Origin of the sequence: Streptococcus sp. oral taxon 058 str. F0407, from assembly GCF_000235485.1 — a bacterium.
In the GTDB taxonomy this organism is placed as follows: Bacteria; Bacillota; Bacilli; order Lactobacillales; family Streptococcaceae; genus Streptococcus.
Window position 1 is genome coordinate 270,343 of record NZ_JH378888.1, and the last position, 18,253, is coordinate 288,595.

At 41.0% G+C, this 18,253-nt stretch carries 20 protein-coding genes; 11 read left to right on the forward strand and 9 right to left on the reverse strand.

The window, feature by feature from the left end:
- Positions 1–12 precede the first annotated feature (12 nt).
- The gene (gene radC, locus HMPREF9184_RS05805) at positions 13–693 is read left to right on the forward strand and encodes a RadC family protein (protein ID WP_000286940.1); all 681 of its coding nucleotides are present in this window, start codon (positions 13–15) and stop codon (positions 691–693) included.
- On the opposite strand, the gene HMPREF9184_RS05810 is transcribed toward radC, so the two are convergent.
- The 7 genes from HMPREF9184_RS05810 to HMPREF9184_RS05840 all read right to left on the reverse strand — a co-directional run bounded on the left by HMPREF9184_RS05810 (position 690) and on the right by HMPREF9184_RS05840 (position 5,424).
- Positions 690–1,379, reverse strand: coding sequence for a gamma-glutamyl-gamma-aminobutyrate hydrolase family protein (locus HMPREF9184_RS05810; protein WP_001040041.1), 690 nt, complete (start codon positions 1,377–1,379; stop codon positions 690–692). The genes radC and HMPREF9184_RS05810 overlap by 4 nt on opposite strands.
- 15 nt (positions 1,380–1,394) lie before the next feature.
- Positions 1,395–2,036: a redox-sensing transcriptional repressor Rex gene (locus tag HMPREF9184_RS05815; RefSeq protein ID WP_000695081.1), complete on the reverse strand. Its 642-nt coding sequence runs from the start codon at positions 2,034–2,036 to the stop codon at positions 1,395–1,397.
- 98 nt (positions 2,037–2,134) lie between these two features.
- Complete coding sequence (locus HMPREF9184_RS05820) at positions 2,135–2,344, reverse strand: DUF4649 family protein (protein ID WP_033585956.1); 210 nt, start codon at positions 2,342–2,344, stop codon at positions 2,135–2,137.
- 6 nt (positions 2,345–2,350) lie between these two features.
- Positions 2,351–2,698: a DUF1831 domain-containing protein gene (locus tag HMPREF9184_RS05825; protein WP_000863521.1), complete on the reverse strand. Its 348-nt coding sequence runs from the start codon at positions 2,696–2,698 to the stop codon at positions 2,351–2,353.
- 4 nt (positions 2,699–2,702) lie between these two features.
- Positions 2,703–3,818 (reverse strand): cysteine desulfurase family protein, encoded by a 1,116-nt coding sequence (locus HMPREF9184_RS05830; RefSeq protein WP_000639686.1) that lies wholly within the window; start codon positions 3,816–3,818, stop codon positions 2,703–2,705.
- A 9-nt stretch (positions 3,819–3,827) separates the two neighbouring features.
- Positions 3,828–4,787 carry a ribose-phosphate diphosphokinase gene (locus tag HMPREF9184_RS05835; RefSeq protein WP_001283840.1) on the reverse strand — a complete coding sequence of 320 codons (960 nt, stop codon included), beginning with the start codon at positions 4,785–4,787 and terminating at the stop codon, positions 3,828–3,830.
- A gap of 67 nt (positions 4,788–4,854) precedes the next feature.
- Complete coding sequence (locus HMPREF9184_RS05840; RefSeq protein ID WP_000681302.1) at positions 4,855–5,424, reverse strand: CYTH domain-containing protein; 570 nt, start codon at positions 5,422–5,424, stop codon at positions 4,855–4,857.
- A gap of 128 nt (positions 5,425–5,552) precedes the next feature.
- Here HMPREF9184_RS05840 and HMPREF9184_RS05845 point away from each other — a divergent pair, with 128 nt between their 5' ends.
- The 8 genes from HMPREF9184_RS05845 to HMPREF9184_RS05880 all read left to right on the forward strand — a co-directional run bounded on the left by HMPREF9184_RS05845 (position 5,553) and on the right by HMPREF9184_RS05880 (position 13,114).
- Positions 5,553–6,224 (forward strand): GTP pyrophosphokinase, encoded by a 672-nt coding sequence (locus HMPREF9184_RS05845; RefSeq protein WP_000151564.1) that lies wholly within the window; start codon positions 5,553–5,555, stop codon positions 6,222–6,224.
- On the forward strand, positions 6,208–7,026 hold the full coding sequence (locus HMPREF9184_RS05850; protein ID WP_000799066.1) for an NAD kinase: 819 nt from the start codon (positions 6,208–6,210) through the stop codon (positions 7,024–7,026). The genes HMPREF9184_RS05845 and HMPREF9184_RS05850 overlap by 17 nt, the downstream gene beginning before the upstream one ends.
- A complete protein-coding gene (locus tag HMPREF9184_RS05855; protein ID WP_001209992.1) occupies positions 7,023–7,919 on the forward strand; it encodes an RluA family pseudouridine synthase in 897 nt (298 codons plus the stop codon). Before HMPREF9184_RS05850 ends, HMPREF9184_RS05855 begins: the two co-directional genes overlap by 4 nt.
- 42 nt (positions 7,920–7,961) lie before the next feature.
- Complete coding sequence (pta, locus tag HMPREF9184_RS05860) at positions 7,962–8,936, forward strand: phosphate acetyltransferase (RefSeq protein ID WP_000451591.1); 975 nt, start codon at positions 7,962–7,964, stop codon at positions 8,934–8,936.
- A gap of 82 nt (positions 8,937–9,018) precedes the next feature.
- Complete coding sequence (gene mutY / locus HMPREF9184_RS05865) at positions 9,019–10,197, forward strand: A/G-specific adenine glycosylase (protein WP_000886164.1); 1,179 nt, start codon at positions 9,019–9,021, stop codon at positions 10,195–10,197.
- 56 nt (positions 10,198–10,253) lie between these two features.
- Positions 10,254–10,961: a response regulator YycF gene (gene yycF / locus HMPREF9184_RS05870; RefSeq protein ID WP_000723162.1), complete on the forward strand. Its 708-nt coding sequence runs from the start codon at positions 10,254–10,256 to the stop codon at positions 10,959–10,961.
- Positions 10,954–12,303 carry a cell wall metabolism sensor histidine kinase VicK gene (gene vicK / locus HMPREF9184_RS05875; protein WP_000568545.1) on the forward strand — a complete coding sequence of 450 codons (1,350 nt, stop codon included), beginning with the start codon at positions 10,954–10,956 and terminating at the stop codon, positions 12,301–12,303. The genes yycF and vicK overlap by 8 nt, the downstream gene beginning before the upstream one ends.
- A gap of 1 nt (position 12,304) precedes the next feature.
- Positions 12,305–13,114: an MBL fold metallo-hydrolase gene (locus HMPREF9184_RS05880; RefSeq protein ID WP_001290609.1), complete on the forward strand. Its 810-nt coding sequence runs from the start codon at positions 12,305–12,307 to the stop codon at positions 13,112–13,114.
- A 32-nt stretch (positions 13,115–13,146) separates the two neighbouring features.
- On the opposite strand, the gene HMPREF9184_RS05885 is transcribed toward HMPREF9184_RS05880, so the two are convergent.
- Both HMPREF9184_RS05885 and HMPREF9184_RS05890 read right to left on the reverse strand, forming a co-directional pair.
- Positions 13,147–13,494 (reverse strand): thiol reductase thioredoxin, encoded by a 348-nt coding sequence (locus HMPREF9184_RS05885; RefSeq protein WP_001071326.1) that lies wholly within the window; start codon positions 13,492–13,494, stop codon positions 13,147–13,149.
- A gap of 110 nt (positions 13,495–13,604) precedes the next feature.
- Positions 13,605–15,323 carry a phospho-sugar mutase gene (locus tag HMPREF9184_RS05890; RefSeq protein ID WP_000222131.1) on the reverse strand — a complete coding sequence of 573 codons (1,719 nt, stop codon included), beginning with the start codon at positions 15,321–15,323 and terminating at the stop codon, positions 13,605–13,607.
- 152 nt (positions 15,324–15,475) lie between these two features.
- Between HMPREF9184_RS05890 and HMPREF9184_RS05895 the strand changes: the two genes are divergently transcribed.
- Together HMPREF9184_RS05895 and HMPREF9184_RS05900 are read left to right on the forward strand one after the other, a co-directional pair.
- Entirely contained in the window at positions 15,476–17,377 is a 1,902-nt protein-coding gene (locus HMPREF9184_RS05895) for an ABC-F family ATP-binding cassette domain-containing protein (protein ID WP_000584898.1), read from the forward strand.
- Position 17,378: 1 nt separating this feature from the next.
- Positions 17,379–18,242: an Rgg family transcriptional regulator gene (locus HMPREF9184_RS05900; RefSeq protein ID WP_001015958.1), complete on the forward strand. Its 864-nt coding sequence runs from the start codon at positions 17,379–17,381 to the stop codon at positions 18,240–18,242.
- The last annotated feature ends 11 nt before the right edge of the window (positions 18,243–18,253 follow it).

Genomic DNA, 18,253 nt, shown 5'->3' on the forward strand with positions numbered 1-18,253 from the left:
AGGAGGATTTTTATGTACAGTATTTCATTCCAAGAAGATTCGCTCTTGCCTAGAGAAAGACTGGTTAAAGAAGGAGTAGAAGCCCTGAGTAATCAAGAATTGCTAGCTATACTACTCAGAACGGGAACGCGTCAGGCTAATGTTTTTGAAATCGCCCAGAAAGTCTTGAACAGTTTGAACAGTCTAACTGATTTGAAAAAAATGACCCTGCAGGAATTGCAGAGTCTGTCAGGTATTGGACGTATTAAAGCCATTGAACTACAAGCAGTGATTGAACTGGGGCATCGCATTCACAAGCATGAAACCCTTGAGATGGAGAGTATTCTCAGTAGTCAAAAACTTGCTAAGAAAATGCAACAGGAACTTGGTGATAAAAAACAAGAGCACCTAGTGGCGCTCTATCTCAATACTCAAAATCAAATCATTCATCAGCAGACCATCTTTATCGGAACTGCGACACGAAGTATTGCTGAACCGAGAGAAATCCTTCACTATGCCCTCAAGCATATGGCCACCTCTGTGATTCTTGTTCACAATCATCCATCCGGTGCTGTAGCTCCTAGTAGAAATGATGACCATGTTACTAAGCTAGTAAAAGAGGCCTGTGAACTGATGGGACTGGTGTTTCTGGATCATTTGATTGTCTCGCACTCGGATTACTTTAGTTACCGTGAAAAGACAGATCTGATTTAAAGTTCATTAACAACATAGTCAAACAATGTTTTATCTTTGGGACGATTTTCAAATAAAAATTCTGGATGCCATTGGACGCCGAGAAAGGCGATGTCATCTGTCGTTGTGACTGCCTCGATAATCTTATCCTTGGGATCATAGGCCACAACCTTAAGATTAGGAGCTAGATCCTTAATACTCTGATGGTGGAAGGAATTGATATGCGAGATTTCTCCGTATATTTCTCGGAGAACGGTATCCGGTTCAGTAGCGAGGCGTTGGGTAGTGTATTCGGCTGAACAGTCCTGCCAATGATCCTCTATATCTTGGTGAAGTGTGCCTCCCATGGCGACATTGAAAAGCTGAGTACCCCGACAAACAGAAAAAATCGGTTTTTTCTGTTTGATAGCTTCCTTGATAAGAGCTAATTCAAAGATATCCCTTTGTAAATGGTAGTCATCGCTATCGATGGTTTTGGGTTCACCATAGAATTTTGGATCAACATTTTGCCCACCTGTTAGGATGAGTTTATCAATCATCGTGATGTAATGGTTTGCCATTTCTTGATCGCCAATCGGTAGGATGATGGGAATTCCACCAGCGTCCTTGACTCCTTCAACAAAGCCTTTTGCTGCATAGCTCATCATGATGTCATCATCTGGATGAGCTTTTTCATTTCCTGTAATCCCAATAACTGGTTTATTCATAAATGCTTTCGCTTTCTAATCCTCTTTCCGCATAAAATAGAGGAGGGTTTGGAGTTCACTTGTCAAATCGACATATTGAACGACCACATCTTTTGGAAGGTGCAGGTGGACAGGAGAAAAACTGAGAATGCCTTTTATACCTGCATCGACCAAAAGATTGGCAACTTCTTGTGATTTAACACTTGGAACAGTTAGGATAGCAGTTTTGACATCTGCTTCTTTGATCTTTTCTTTAATCTGAGAGATACCATAGATTGGAATCCCGTCAGGTGTCTGGGTGCCAACTTCTGGATGATCATCTAGGTCAAAGGCCATGATGATTTTCATCTTGTTACGCTCATGAAAGCGATAGTGGAGTAGGGCATGACCCATATTTCCAATCCCAACCAACATAACATTGGTGATGGAGTTATCATTTAGGAGATCAGCAAAAAAATTCATCAATTTTTTGACATCATAGCCAAAACCACGACGACCTAGTTCACCAAAATAGGAAAAATCACGGCGGACAGTCGCAGAATCGATACCAATGGCCTCTGCAATTTGCTTGGAGTTGGCACGTTCGATTTTCTCGGCATGAAATCTCTTGAAAATTCGATAGTAGAGAGAGAGTCTTTTTGCTGTTGCTTTTGGAATAGCAGACTGTTTAATTTTCACAAAATCACAACCTTTCTATCCTTCTATTTTATAGAAACATTGTGAAAAAATCAACAAAAATCAACGAAAATAAGAAAAAACTAAGAGAATTCTTAGTTTTAATCTGAAAAATTAGTTTGTGATAAAAAACGGTAGAGATCGCCAACTAATCCTTGATAAATCACTTTATCATTCAGTGTTAAGGAGCTAATTAGAAGAGTGTCGGGCAGGGTGACACAGCCTGATAGTGATAGCATAAGCTCTTCGTAATCTAAAAATTCAAGTGTGCGTTCTACTTGATAGCTATCTTTATATGTGAGACGATACATGGCAAACTATCTTTCTTCTTTTGTGAAGATTCCGCGTTCTACAAGACTGTCCATGAGGAAGTAGAACTTCTCTTGGTGGATATGGTGTTCTTCAGATTTAAAGATATTCACCAAACGAAGACCGGATTTGTCAGTGATATTAATTTTAACACCTGTAAGCTCTTTATTGATGATAATTTTCAGTTGGAAACCTTCACCACTGTTAGGAACTTTTTCAAGTAAACGAGTCAGTTCGTAGTTTCCGACTTTTGTTTCAAAGAAAGTATTGTCTTTGAGTGTAAACTTTTTTACAGATGGACTGAGTGTATAGTCGTAGCGACAGTTTTGTAGTTTAATGGTTTTTTCGAATGCCATTAGGTTAATCTCCAATAATATTTTTTAAGGTTTGTGCCAGTTGTTTGAGTTCCTCCTCAGTATTAAGAGGAGAAAGGCTGATACGGACAGACTCTTTTAAACGGTGCGAATTTGATCCATAAAATGCTTCAAGCACATGACTGGTCTGCACAATACCAGCAGTACAAGCTGAACCAGTTGAAATTGAAATTCCTTCAAGGTCTAACCGGAGCAAGAGCAAATCATTTTTTTGGCCAGGGAAACCGATATTGAAAACATAAGGCAGTTGATCTTGACCCTCATTGAGATAAAAATTGAGTTCCGCAATTTCATCAAGAAAAGCAGATTTTAATCCCTCTAGTTTTTGGTAATGGTCAGCCTGATGCTCCAAGTCCTCTTTGAGAGCAGCAACCATACCGACGATGGCAGCAAGGTTTTCTGTCCCAGCCCGTTTCTTTTGTTCTTGGTCTCCACCGTGAAGGTAGGAATCAAAGTCCGCGGAAGATGCATAAAGAAAGCCGATTCCTTTTGGTCCATGGAATTTGTGTGCAGAAGCACTGAGAAAATCAATTCCTAATTCTTCTGGATGAATAGGGATTTTCCCGATAGCTTGAACAGCATCAACATGATAAGCAGCAGGATGTTCTTTTAAAACACGTCCAATCTCAGCGATAGGCAAGAGACCGCCCGTCTCATTATTAGCATACATAGTGGAAACGAGAATGGTATCGTCACGTAAAGCTTCTTGAATCTGCCCCGCTGTAATCTCTTTATTTACTGGTTGGATGATGGTAGCTTCAAAGCCAAAATGTTGAACAAGATAATCAATGGTTTCAAGGACAGAATGGTGTTCAATAGCTGTCGTGATGATGTGTTTTCCTCTTTCTTGATGGCGGAGACAATAGCCGATAATAGCTGTATTGTTACTTTCTGTCCCTCCAGATGTGAAAAAGATTCGTTGTGGCTTGGTTCCTAGTAAGTGAGCTAACTCCTGACGGGCTTCACGGAGTAGTTTACCAGCATGGCGACCATGACTGTGAATACTTGAAGGATTCCCATGGGTTTCTTGCATGACCTTGGTCATTTCTGCGAGAGCTACTGCTGACATTGGAGTAGTAGCAGCATTGTCCAAATAAATCAAAGAATCACCTTATTCCTTTTTATTATATGCAAAGAGTGGGCTAACTGGTTTTCTTTCGTGGATACGGACGATGGCATCACCAATCAATTCGCTAGCGGTGATATAACATACATTTTCTGGAGTTCTTTCTTTGGTTGCTACAGAGTCTGTCACAAGGATTTCTTTAATGTTAGTCGCGTCTAGAAGTTCAGCAGCTCCTTCTACAAAGAGTCCGTGACTAGATACAGCATAGATCTCAGTAGCACCTCCGCGTTCGACGATTTTTGCTGCTTCTGAAAAAGTACGACCAGTGTTAAGGATATCGTCAATCAGGATAGCTTTCTTACCTTCAACATCCCCGATGATATAGCCCTCACTTCGTTCTGAGTCATCTTGAGCATAGTCAATGATAGCGATTGGAGCGTCCAAGTATTCAGCTAAGCTACGAGCGCGTTTAACACCTGAGTTCTTTGGACTAACAACAACGACATCAGAACCAAGAAGACCTTTTTCACAGTAGTGTTTGGCAAACAGAGGAATTGTATAGAGGTTATCTACTGGAATGTCAAAGAAACCTTGGACCTGAACAGCGTGGAGGTCAAGCGTTAGAACACGACTTACACCGGCCTTGACAAGCATATTTGCAACCAGTTTTGCAGTGAGGGGTTCGCGAGAAGAAGCGATACGATCCTGACGAGCATAACCAAAGTAAGGAAGGACAACGTTGATACTATGAGCACTTGCACGTACACAAGCATCAACCATGATTAACAACTCCATCAAGTGGTTGCTAACGGGGTAGCTGGTTGATTGGATGATGTAGACATCGTAACCACGGACACTCTCTTCAATGTTGACCTGGATTTCACCATCAGAAAATTGGCGAGAAGATAATTTTCCGAGAGGTATCCCAACCGTTTCTGCGATTTTCTGTGCAATTTCATGATTGGAATTAAGTGCAAAAAGTTTCATGTTGTTTCTATCTGACATTGTGGACCGTCCTCTGTAAACTCTAAATATTTTGTCTTCATTATTTTACCAAAAAATGGAGATTATTTCAGCATTTTTTCATGCTTTTAATAAAACGAATTAATTTTGAGGGAGCTTTTTGGTAAGTTATGTGATTTTCATGTAAAAATCTCTGAAAATCGGCTTTTCCTTTTTCATGGTTTGTGACTTCTAGCTCCAGTTCGTAGTCTGTATGATCAAAGTAGTGACTTTCATCTAGTGCCATTAGACCAATCGACGTTTCCATTTCGTAACGAATCGTTTCAAGACAACCTAGAATAAGCCAGTCATGACTTTCAATACCAATCTCAGTAAGTTTCTCCAGAACCATCCCTTGAGGTAGGATCTGTTTTTCTAAATAATATTCAGCTTCTGAAAGAGTCATTTTTTGATTGTATTCCATATTTCCAATAGTTTGAGGAACTTTCAAGGTTAATTCAGCGCAATCTGAAAGGGCGCGAATCCGCATGGCAAGCTTTTTTTCACGCAATTGGAAATCAGGTGTATCAATGTAGTAGTTTTTCTGTAGGACGGGTTGGATATGGGAAAACTGTTCTTTTAGATGATCATATTCCTCTTTTTTCAGTAGTGTTTTCAGTTCAATTTCTAAATGTTTCATTTTTCTAACCTTTTTTTTATCTTTGAAAGCGATTTATGGTATAATGGACAATGTATTTATTGTATACGAATGTACTGAAAAAATCAAAGATTTTCGACAGGGCAATCAAACATTACAAGGGAGAAAATATGACCATAGAATGGGAAGAATTTTTAGATCCTTACATTCAAGCTGTTGGTGAATTGAAGATTAAGCTTCGTGGAATTCGAAAACAATATCGTAAGCAAAACAAGCACTCTCCGATTGAGTTTGTTACTGGACGGGTGAAGCCGATTGAAAGTATCAAAGAAAAAATGGTCCGTCGAGGAATTACTTATGCAACTCTGGAAAATGACCTGCAAGATATCGCAGGGCTGCGTGTCATGGTTCAATTTGTAGATGATGTTCAGGAGGTTGTTGCAATTTTACGCAAACGCCATGATATGAGAGTCGTTCAGGAACGGGATTATATCACCCATCGGAAGGCTTCGGGCTATCGCTCCTATCATGTGGTGGTAGAGTATACAGTTGACACAATCAGTGGTGTCAAGACGATTCTGGCTGAAATTCAAATCCGGACCTTGGCTATGAATTTCTGGGCTACCATTGAGCATTCGCTCAATTATAAGTATCAGGGGGATTTCCCAGAAGAAATCAAAAAAAGACTAGAAATCACGGCCAAAATTGCTCATCAACTAGATGAAGAAATGGGGAAGATTCGAGATGACATTCAGGAAGCGCAGGCTCTCTTTGATCCTTTGAGTAGAAAACTAAACGACGGTGTAGGAAATAGTGACGATACAGATGAAGAATACAGGTAAGCGAGTTGACCTCATAGCTAATAGAAAGCCACAGAGTCAGAAAGTTTTACATAAACTGAGGGAAAAACTCAAAAAACAGCATTTTATAATTAATGATACAAATCCCGACATCGTCATTTCGATTGGCGGGGATGGGATGCTTTTGTCTGCCTTTCATAAGTATGAGAATCAGTTAGATAAAGTTCGATTTATTGGCGTACATACAGGACACTTGGGATTTTACACGGATTACCGTGACTTTGAGTTGGATCAGTTGGTTACCAATCTTCAACTGGATACTGGTGCCAAGGTTTCCTATCCTGTTTTGAATGTCAAGGTGACACTTGAAAACGGAGAAGTTAAGACCTTCCGTGCATTAAACGAAGCTAGTATTCGTCGATCGGATCGCACCATGGTTGCGGATATCATTATTAATCACGTTCCATTTGAACGCTTTCGTGGAGATGGTGTGACTGTTTCAACACCTACTGGAAGCACTGCCTATAACAAATCCTTGGGGGGAGCGGTCTTGCATCCTACCATTGAGGCCTTGCAGTTGACAGAAATAGCGAGTCTCAATAACCGAGTTTATCGCACTCTGGGATCATCAATCATTATTCCCAAAAAAGATAAGATTGAACTCTTACCGACTCGTAATGACTATCACACGATATCAGTCGATAACAGCGTCTATTCTTTCCGTAACATCGAACGGATTGAGTACCAAATTGATCATCATAAGATTCATTTCGTAGCGACGCCAAGTCACACTAGTTTCTGGAATCGTGTCAAAGATGCCTTCATCGGCGAGGTGGACGAATGAGGTTCGAATTTATCGCAGATGAACATGTCAAAGTCAAAACCTTTCTGAAGAAACACGAGGTTTCTAAAGGACTTTTGGCTAAGATAAAGTTTCGAGGTGGAGCTATCCTGGTCAATGATCAACCTCAAAATGCGACTTATCTCTTAGATATTGGAGACAGGGTTACCATTGATATTCCAGCAGAGGAAAGCTTTGAAACTCTTGAAGCCATTAATCGTCCTCTAGATATCTTGTATGAGGATGACCACTTCTTGGTTTTGAATAAACCTTATGGAGTAGCTTCCATTCCTAGTGTCAATCATTCTAATACCATTGCCAATTTTATCAAGGGCTACTATGTTAAACAGGAATATGAAAACCAGCAGGTTCATATTGTGACCAGACTTGATAGAGATACATCTGGTTTGATGCTCTTTGCCAAGCACGGTTATGCTCATGCACGATTAGACAAGCAACTGCAACGAAAATCTATCGAAAAACGTTATTTCGCTTTGGTTAAGGGCGATGGGGATTTGGTGCCAGAAGGGGAAATTATTGCCCCGATTGCGCGTGATATGGACTCCATTATCACGAGGCGGGTTGCCAAGGGTGGAAAATACGCTCATACATCTTACAAAGTTGTAGCGTCTTATGGAAATATTCACCTAGTCGATATTCGTCTGCATACCGGACGAACTCATCAGATCAGAGTGCATTTTTCTCATATCGGCTTCCCCTTGTTGGGAGATGATCTCTATGGTGGCAGCCTAGAAGATGGTATTCAACGCCAGGCTCTGCATTGCCACTCCTTATCATTTTATCATCCCTTCTTAGGGCGTCAGCTGGAGCTGGAAAGCCCTTTGCCAGATGATTTTAACAATCTTATTATTCAGTTATCAACTAATACTCTTTAAAATCTATTTTGAGTATAATTAATTATCTTAAAGGAGAAACTCATGGAAGTTTTTGAAAGTCTCAAAGCCAACCTGGTTGGTAAAAATGTACGCATCGTTCTCCCTGAAGGGAAAGAACCTCGTATCCTTCAAGCGACAAAACGTTTGGTTAAAGAAACAGATGTCATCCCAGTATTGCTTGGTAAACCTGAAAAAATCAAAATCTACCTTGAAATCGAAGGGATCACTGAAGGTTACGAAGTTATCGACCCTGACCACTACGCTAAGTTTGACGAAATGGTTGCTGCGCTCGTTGAACGTCGTAACGGTAAGATATCAGAAGAAGAAGCTGGTAAACTCTTGCGTGAAGACGTTAACTACTTTGGTGTAATGCTAGTATATATGGGCTTGGTTGACGGTATGGTTTCAGGTGCACTTCACTCAACTGCTGCAACAGTTCGTCCAGCCCTTCAAATCATTAAAACTCGTCCTAATGTTACTCGTACTTCAGGTGCCTTCTTGATGACTCGTGGTTCAGAACGTTATCTTTTCGGAGACTGTGCGATCAACATTAATCCTGATGCAGATGACTTAGCTGAAATTGCTATTAACTCAGCAATCACTGCGAAAATGTTTGGTATCGAACCCAAAATTGCTATGTTGAGCTATTCAAGTAAAGGTTCTGGTTTTGGTGAGAACGTTGATAAGGTAGTAGCAGCTACACAACGTGCGCACGAACTACGTCCAGATCTTGAAATCGATGGGGAATTGCAATTTGACGCTGCTTTCCACCCCGAAACGGCAGCTTTGAAAGCTCCAGGAAGTAAAGTAGCTGGACAAGCAACTGTATTCATCTTCCCAAGTATAGAAGCTGGAAATATCGGTTACAAGATTGCAGAACGTCTCGGTGGTTTCTCGGCTGTAGGTCCTGTTTTACAAGGTTTGAATAAGCCAGTTAATGACCTTTCACGTGGATGTAGCTCAGATGACGTATACAATCTTACACTAATTACTGCAGCTCAAGCAGTTCATCAATAATATATAATCCTCTTTCCCTTGGGAAGAGGATTTTTAGCGCTAAGAAAAGGACAGTTAGAAGCTTCTATGTTATACTAGATATATGTTAGATTTGAAAGAATATGGTGTTGATATGTGGCCAGAGGAGAAGATTTCCTCTTTCCGTGAGAAACTCCTCAACTGGTACGATGAAAACAAACGGGATTTACCATGGCGTAGAAGTAAAAATCCTTATCATATCTGGGTTTCTGAAATTATGCTTCAGCAAACTAGAGTAGACACGGTCATTCCCTACTATGAACGATTCTTGGACTGGTTTCCAACTGTTGAAAGTTTGGCAAATGCGCCTGAGGAGCGTTTGTTGAAGGCTTGGGAAGGTTTGGGTTATTATTCTCGAGTGCGTAACATGCAGGCTGCGGCTCAGCAGATTATGATTGACTTTGAAGGCAAATTTCCAAACACTTACGAAGGAATTTCTAGTTTGAAAGGGATTGGTCCCTATACTGCAGGAGCTATTTCTAGTATCGCTTTTAATTTAGCTGAGCCAGCAGTTGATGGCAATGTCATGCGTGTTTTGTCTCGCTTGTTTGAGGTCAATCATGATATCGGAGTTTCCAGCAATCGAAAGATTTTTCAAGCTATGATGGAAATCTTAATTGATCCAGAGCGTCCTGGAGATTTTAATCAAGCCTTGATGGACTTGGGTTCTGATATAGAGGCTCCAGTTAATCCTCGACCAGAAGAAAGTCCTGTTAAAGACTTTAGCGCAGCGTATCAGAATGGAACCATGGATCGTTATCCGATTAAAGAACCCAAGAAAAAGCCTCTTCCAATCTATCTCAAGGCTTTGGTTGTGCGCAATGATAGAGGCCAATATTTACTAGAGAAAAATGAAAGCGAGAAACTGCTAGCTGGATTTTGGCATTTTCCATTGATAGAAGTAGAGGAGTTTTCACAGGAAGAGGAACAGCTGAATCTATTTGCTCAGGTTGCTGAAAAAAGCGTCGCTTTTGGTCCAACACCCCAAGAAAGTTTTGAGCAGGATTATGATTTAGAAGTTAATTGGTCCCATCAAGCTTTTGATCAAGTCAAGCATGTCTTTAGTCATCGTAAATGGCATATTCAAATCCTAGCGGGCCAGGTGGCAGATTCGAAACAGTTTTCAGACAGAGAAATTCGCTGGCTCTCCCCTCAGGAGTTTTCTGACTACCCACTCGCTAAACCTCAACAAAAGATTTGGCAGACTTATAAAACAGTTCTTGAAGATGAGGGTTGGGATTAGCCATTTGTGCCTTCTTTCCATTTTTTTGTTATAATAGATAGAGAAAAGGTGAACATATGAAAAAAATATTAGTTGTAGATGATGAAAAACCAATCTCAGATATTATTAAGTTTAATATGACCAAGGAAGGTTATGAGGTTGTAACAGCCTTTAATGGTCGTGAGGCAATCGAGCTATTTGAAGCTGAGCAACCCGACATTATTATCCTAGACTTGATGCTACCTGAAATCGATGGTTTAGAAGTAGCCAAAGCTATTCGTAAGACGAGCAGTGTGCCTATCATTATGCTCTCAGCTAAGGATAGCGAGTTTGACAAGGTTATCGGTTTAGAGCTAGGAGCGGATGATTATGTGACCAAGCCATTTTCAAACCGTGAGTTGCAGGCGCGTGTCAAGGCATTACTCCGTCGTACAGATCTTGCTTCAGCTGATAGTCAAGAGTCTGATGAAAATAAATCCCAACCCCTACAGATTGGTGATTTGGAAATTCTGCCCGATGCTTACGTGGCCAAAAAATATGGTGAGGAATTAGAGTTGACTCATCGTGAGTTTGAGCTCTTGTACCATTTGGCTTCCCATATTGGACAAGTGATTACTCGTGAACACTTGCTTGAGACTGTTTGGGGCTATGATTATTTTGGTGATGTTCGTACAGTGGATGTGACTATTCGACGTTTGCGTGAAAAAATCGAAGACACTCCAAGCCGTCCAGAATACATCCTAACCCGTCGTGGTGTGGGTTATTATATGAGAAATAATGATTGAAGCAATTAAACAAGGCGTTCTGAACAGAGATTTTATCTTTATTTTGATTTTGCTGGGCTTTATCTTGGTGGTCACCTTGCTATTGCTAGAAAATCGCCGTGATAATATTCGACTAAAGCAGATTAATCAAAAGGTCAAGGATTTGATTGCAGGGGATTATTCTCGAGTTTTGGATATGCAAGGAAGCTCTGAAATCACCAACATCACCAATAATCTAAATGATTTGTCTGAGGTCATTCGTTTAACGCAGGAGAATCTGGAGCAAGAAACAAAAAGGCTGAACAGTATTCTTTCTTATATGACAGATGGAGTGCTTGCGACCAATCGCCGTGGTCAGATTACCATGATTAACGATATGGCTAAGAAACAGCTAGGGATCGTAAAAGAAGAAGCATTGAACAAAAGCATCCTAGAATTGCTTAAGATAGAGGATGAATATGAACTGCGTGACCTGATTACACAGATTCCTGAATTAATGATTGATTCCCAAAATGCTAATGGTGAATATCTTAGCCTTCGTGTGCGTTTTGCACTTATTCGTCGTGAGTCTGGATTTATCTCTGGTTTGGTTGCCGTTTTGCACGATACGACTGAACAGGAGAAGGAAGAACGCGAACGGAGACTCTTCGTTTCAAACGTGAGTCATGAGTTGAGGACTCCTTTGACCAGTGTTAAATCTTATCTTGAAGCCTTGGATGAGGGAGCCTTGTATGATCCTGTAGCCCCTGATTTTATCAAGGTTTCGCTCGATGAAACCAACCGTATGATGCGGATGGTGACAGATCTCTTGCATCTCTCTCGTATTGATAATGCGACCACTCGACTGGATGTGGAATTGATTAACTTTACAGCCTTCATCACCTTTATTCTCAACCGCTTTGATAAGATGAGGAGCCAGGATGAAGAGAAAAAATATGAGCTGGTTAGAGATTATCCAATTAACTCAGTTTGGATCGAGATTGATACCGATAAGATGACCCAGGTGATTGATAATATTCTCAACAATGCTATCAAGTACTCACCAGATGGTGGGAAAATCACTGTCAGCATGAAAACCACTGATGACCAGATGATTTTATCCATCAAAGACCAAGGTCTAGGTATTCCAAAACAGGATTTGCCGAAGATTTTTGACCGTTTTTACCGTGTGGATCGTGCAAGAAGTCGTGCCCAAGGTGGAACTGGTCTAGGTCTGGCTATCGCCAAAGAAATCATCAAACAACACAATGGCTTTATTTGGGCAAAAAGTGAATACGGTAAGGGATCAACCTTTACCATCGTGCTCCCTTATGATAAGGATGCCGTGAAAGAAGAAGTCTGGGAGGATGAAGTAGAAGACTAGAATGAGTGAAAAAGGCTTTAAATACAGTATTTTAGCATCAGGTTCCAGTGGAAATTCCTTTTATCTGGAAACGCCAAAAAAGAAAATTTTAGTGGATGCAGGCTTGTCTGGTAAGAAAATTACCAGTCTCTTGAGTGAAATCAACCGCAAACCTGAGGATCTGGATGCGATTTTGATTACGCATGAGCATTCCGACCATATCCATGGAGTCGGTGTATTGGCTCGTAAGTATGGTATGGATCTTTATGCCAATGAAAAAACCTGGCAGGCTATGGAAAATAGCAAGTACCTCGGTAAGGTGGATTCATCGCAGAAGCACATTTTTGAAATGGGTAAAACCAAAACTTTTGGCGATATCGACATTGAGAGTTTTGGGGTTAGTCATGATGCCGCAGCACCCCAGTTTTACCGCTTTATGAAAGACGACAAGAGTTTTGTCATGTTGACTGATACAGGTTATGTTAGTGACCGTATGGCAGGGATTGTCGAAAATGCGGACGGTTACCTCATCGAGTCCAACCACGACGTGGAAATCTTACGAGCAGGATCTTACGCTTGGCGACTCAAACAACGAATCCTATCTGATCTCGGTCACCTCTCTAACGAAGACGGAGCTGAGGCCATGATTCGTGCAATGGGAAATCGGACTAAGAAAATCTACCTTGGTCACTTGTCAAAAGAGAACAATATCAAGGAGCTGGCTCATATGACCATGGTCAATCAGCTAGCCCAAGCCGATCTGGGAGTCGGAGTTGACTTTAAGGTTTATGACACTTCCCCAGATACAGCAACACCACTGACAGATATATAAAAAAGAAGGCGAGTGCCTTCTTTTGTTGTCTTTTACAATCCTGCGAATTCTTTGATTTTTTGTGCTGACATTGATGAGTCGCAACGGACATTGATTTGGCCATCCGAAACGTGGACAAAGCCTGGTACAGTTGGGATTCCATAACGTGAGCGGAAATCTTGCAAAGCATTGAGTTGGCTAGGTTCTTCGCTATTGATGAAGTAGATATGTGCTTTGGTTTCAGCTACGACGCCTGCTAATGTAGCAGCAAATTTACGGCAGTAAGGGCAAGTTTTGCGACCGATGAAGAAGGTTGCTGTTTCTTTATTATCGAGTGCTTCTTGGGCGCGCGAAACTGTAGTCACTTCAAGGTCTTTAATATCTTCTAAAAACTGATTCATAAGAATACCTCTCTTTTTTTGATAAAACTAGTATGCCACAAAGTTTCTAAAATTGCTCGAATTTGATACGAAAAAAAGATGAGATTGGTTTATCTCATCTTTTAGCTTGCTTATTTTACAAAGGCATTGATTTCTGCTTCGATGTTGGCAATCTTAGTTTGTGAATCTTCGTTGCTTTCACCCACAACGGCAATGTAGAACTTGATTTTTGGTTCAGTACCAGAAGGACGAACTGCAATCCAAGAACCATCCGCAAGAGTGTATTTCAAAACATCACTTGGAGGAGTTGTCAAGTTTGTAACAGTACCGTCAGCAGCAGTAGCAGTTTGAGCCTTGAAGTCTTCTACGACTGTGATTTCTGTTGCGTTAAATTCTTTAGGCCTGTTTTCACGGAATTTAGCCATGATGGCTTTGATTTGTTCAGCACCGTCTACACCTGAAAGAGTTACAGAGATAGTCTTTTCAGCATAGTAACCGTACTCTTTGTAGATTTCTTCGATACCGTCAGCAAGAGTCAAACCACGTGAACGGTAGTAAGCAGCAAGCTCAGCAACTACAAGAACGGCTTGGATAGCATCTTTATCACGTACGAATGGTTTGATCAAGTAACCGAAGCTTTCCTCAAATCCCATCATGTAGGTGTGATTGTGTTTTTCTTCAAATTCTTGAATCTTTTCAGCGATAAATTTGAAACCAGTCAAGACGTTGAACATGGTTGCGCCGTAGCTCTCAGCAATCTTCGTTACCAAGTCAGTTGATACGATAGACTTGCAGAGGGCTGCATTTTCAGGAAGTGTTCCAGCATTTTTGTGGGCTTCCAAGATGTATTTAGCCATGATGGCACCGATTTGGTTACCTGAGAGGTTGAGGTAGCTACCATCTTTTTGAAGAACTTCAACACCAACACGGTCAGCGTCAGGATCAGTTGCGACAAGTACATCAGCACCTACTTTACGGCCGAGTTCTTCAGCAAGGGCGAAGGCTGCTTGGCTTTCTGGGTTTGGAGATTTAACAGTTGAAAAGTCAGGGTCTGGAGTTGCTTGCGCTTCAACGACTTGTACTGAGTCAAATCCGGCTTGGGCAAGAGCACGACGAGCCAACATTTCACCAGTACCATGGAGTGGTGTGTAGACAATCTTCATGTCTTTACCAAATTCTTCAATCAAGGCAGGGTTGATGTTAATGTCTTTAACTTCTTTGAGGTATTCCACATCGACAGCTTCCCCGATAACTTCAATCAAACCAGAAGCTTTTTCAGCTTCCACATCGGCAACTTCCACAGCAAATGGATTTTCGATAGCGCGGATGTAAGTAGTCAAAGCATCTGCATCGTGTGGAGGCATTTGTCCACCGTCTTCACCGTAAACCTTGTAACCGTTAAATGGTGCAGGGTTATGGCTGGCAGTAATCATGATACCTGCAAAACAGTTGAGGTGACGAACGGCAAATGAGAGTTCTGGAGTTGGACGAAGACTTTCAAATACGTAAGATTTGATACCATGTTTTGCAAGAACTGCCGCAGATTCAAAGGCAAACTCAGGTGAGAAGTGACGACTATCGTAGGCAATTGCCACACCACGTTCTTTTTCATTTCCACCTTTTGACTCAATCAAACGAGCCAAACCTTCAGTTGCTTGACGAACAACATAGATATTGATGCGGTTTGTACCAGCTCCGATCAATCCACGCATACCAGCAGTACCAAATTCAAGATTGGTATAGAAGGCATCTTCCTTTGTTTTTTCATCCATATTTTCCAAATCTTGACGAAGGTAGTCTGGAAGGTCAGCAAAATCGACCCATTTTTGATAATTTTCTTGGTAAGTCATTGAATGTCTCCTTTGTCTATTAGCTTTAATCGCTTTCATTATATCACGATTTATCATTTTAGTAAAACGTTAGCATAACTTTCTGAAAAAGCTTGAAATGAAATGGATTCTATAGTCTTGAACCCCTTAGGGAAACATGCTATACTACCTATATGATTATTTTACAAGCCAATAAAATTGAACGTTCTTTTGCAGGAGAGGTTCTTTTTGATAATATCAATCTGCAGGTAGATGAACGAGACCGGATTGCTCTTGTTGGAAGAAATGGCGCTGGTAAGTCCACTCTTTTGAAGATTTTGGTTGGAGAAGAGGAGCCAACTAGTGGAGAAATCAATAAGAAAAAAGATATTTCTCTCTCTTACCTCGCCCAAGACAGCCGCTTTGAGTCTGAAAATACTATCTTCGACGAAATGCTCCATGTTTTTGATGATCTACGGCGTACGGAGACACAACTCCGTCAGATGGAATTGGAGATGGGTGAAAAGTCTGGTGCTGAATTGGATAAACTGATGGCGGATTACGACCGTTTGTCAGAAAATTTCCGTCAGGCAGGTGGCTTTACCTACGAAGCAGACATTCGAGCGATTTTAAATGGTTTCAAGTTTGATGAGACTATGTGGCAGATGAAAATTGCTGAACTTTCAGGTGGTCAAAACACTCGTCTGGCACTGGCAAAAATGCTCCTGGAAAAGCCCAATCTCTTGGTCTTAGATGAGCCCACCAACCATTTGGATATTGAAACGATAGCCTGGTTGGAGAATTACTTGGTAAACTATAGCGGTGCTCTCATTATTGTCAGCCACGACCGTTATTTCTTGGACAAGGTTGCGACGGTTACACTTGATTTGACTAAGCATTCCTTAGATCGCTATGTAGGAAATTACTCTCGTTTTGTTGAGTTAAAGGAGCAAAAACTAGCTACTGAGGCAAAAAACTATGAAAAGCAACAGAAGGAAATCGCTGCTCTGGAAGACTTTGTCAATCGCAATCTAGTCCGAGCTTCAACGACCAAACGTGCTCAATCTCGCCGTAAACAACTAGAAAAAATGGAGCGTTTGGACAAGCCTGAAGCTGGCAAGAAATCAGCCAATATGACCTTCCAGTCTGAAAAAACGTCGGGAAATGTTGTCCTTACAGTTGAAAATGCGGCTATTGGCTATGATGGGGAAATACTCTCAGAGCCAATCAATCTGGACGTCCGTAAGATGAATGCTGTTGCCATCGTTGGACCAAATGGCATCGGGAAGTCAACTTTTATCAAGTCTATTGTGGATCAGATTCCCTTTATCAAAGGCGAGAAGCGTTTTGGAGCAAATGTTGAGGTTGGTTACTATGACCAAACCCAAAGCAAGCTGACACCAAATAATACGGTTCTGGATGAACTCTGGAATGACTTTAAATTGACACCAGAAGTTGAAATCCGTAACCGCCTTGGTGCCTTCCTCTTCTCTGGTGATGATGTCAAAAAGTCAGTCGGGATGCTGTCAGGTGGTGAACGCGCTCGTTTGTTACTTGCTAAACTGTCTATGGAAAACAACAACTTCCTGATACTTGATGAGCCAACCAACCACTTGGATATTGACAGTAAGGAAGTGCTAGAAAATGCCTTGATAGACTTTGACGGAACCCTTCTTTTCGTCAGCCATGACCGTTACTTTATTAACCGTGTGGCTACTCATGTTTTGGAATTGTCCGAAAATGGTTCGACCCTCTATCTAGGAGACTATGACTACTATGTTGAAAAGAAGGCAGAAGCAGAAGCGAGTCGAGCTGAGGAACTTTCAACTGACAACCAAGATAAAGAATTAAGTCCAGTTAATGACTATCAAGCTCAGAAAGAAAGTCAGAAAGAAGCTCGCAAACTCATGCGTCAAATCGAGAGTTTAGAGGCTGAAATCGAAGAGTTAGAAACTCAAAGTCAAGCCATCTCTGAACAAATGTTGGAAACCAATGACGCCGAAAAACTCATGGAGTTGCAGGCTGAACTGGACAAAATCAGCCATCGTCAGGAAGAGGCTATGCTTGAGTGGGAAGAATTATCGGAGCAGGTGTAAAATGAATCATCTCGGAAAGGTATTTCGTGACTTTCGAACAAGTGGGAAGTACTCCTTAAAAGAGGCAGCGGGCGATTCTTGCTCGACTTCTCAGTTATCTCGCTTCGAGCTTGGAGAGTCTGATTTAGCAGTTTCTCGTTTCTTTGAGATTTTGGATAATATTCATGTGACCATTGAAAATTTTATGGATAAAGCTAGAGATTTCCAAAATCATGAACACGTTGCCTTGATGGCGCAGATTATTCCGCTTTACTACTCAAATGATATTGCAGGTTTTCAAAAGCTTCAAAGTGAACAACTTGAAAAGGCTAGAAATTCGACAAATCCTCTCTATTTTGAGCTGAATTGGATTTTGTTACAGGGTCTGATTTGTCAAAGAGATGCTCATTACACGATGAGTCAGAGTGATTTGGAAAAAGTAGCAGATTATCTCTTTAAAACAGAAGAATGGACCATGTATGAGTTGATTCTTTTCGGGAACCTCTATAGTTTCTACGATGTGGATTATGTCACTCGAATTGGAAGAGAAGTTATGGAGAGGGAAGAATTTTATCAAGAAATTGGTCGCCATAGAAAACTGGTCTTGATTTTGGCCCTCAATTGTTACCAGCATTGTTTAGAGCATGCTTCTTTTGATAATGCAAGCTATTTTGAGATTTATACAGAGAAGATTATTGGTAAAGGTATTAAGCTTTATGAGCGTAATATTTTCCATTATCTAAAAGGCTTTTCCTTGTACCAAAAAGGACAGTGTAAAGAAGGCTGTAAGCAGATGAAAGAGGCCATGCGTATTTTTGACCTACTAGGTCTTCCAGAGCAAGTAGCCTACTATCAGGAACACTACGAGATATTTGTCAAAGATTAATTTTCCCAAAT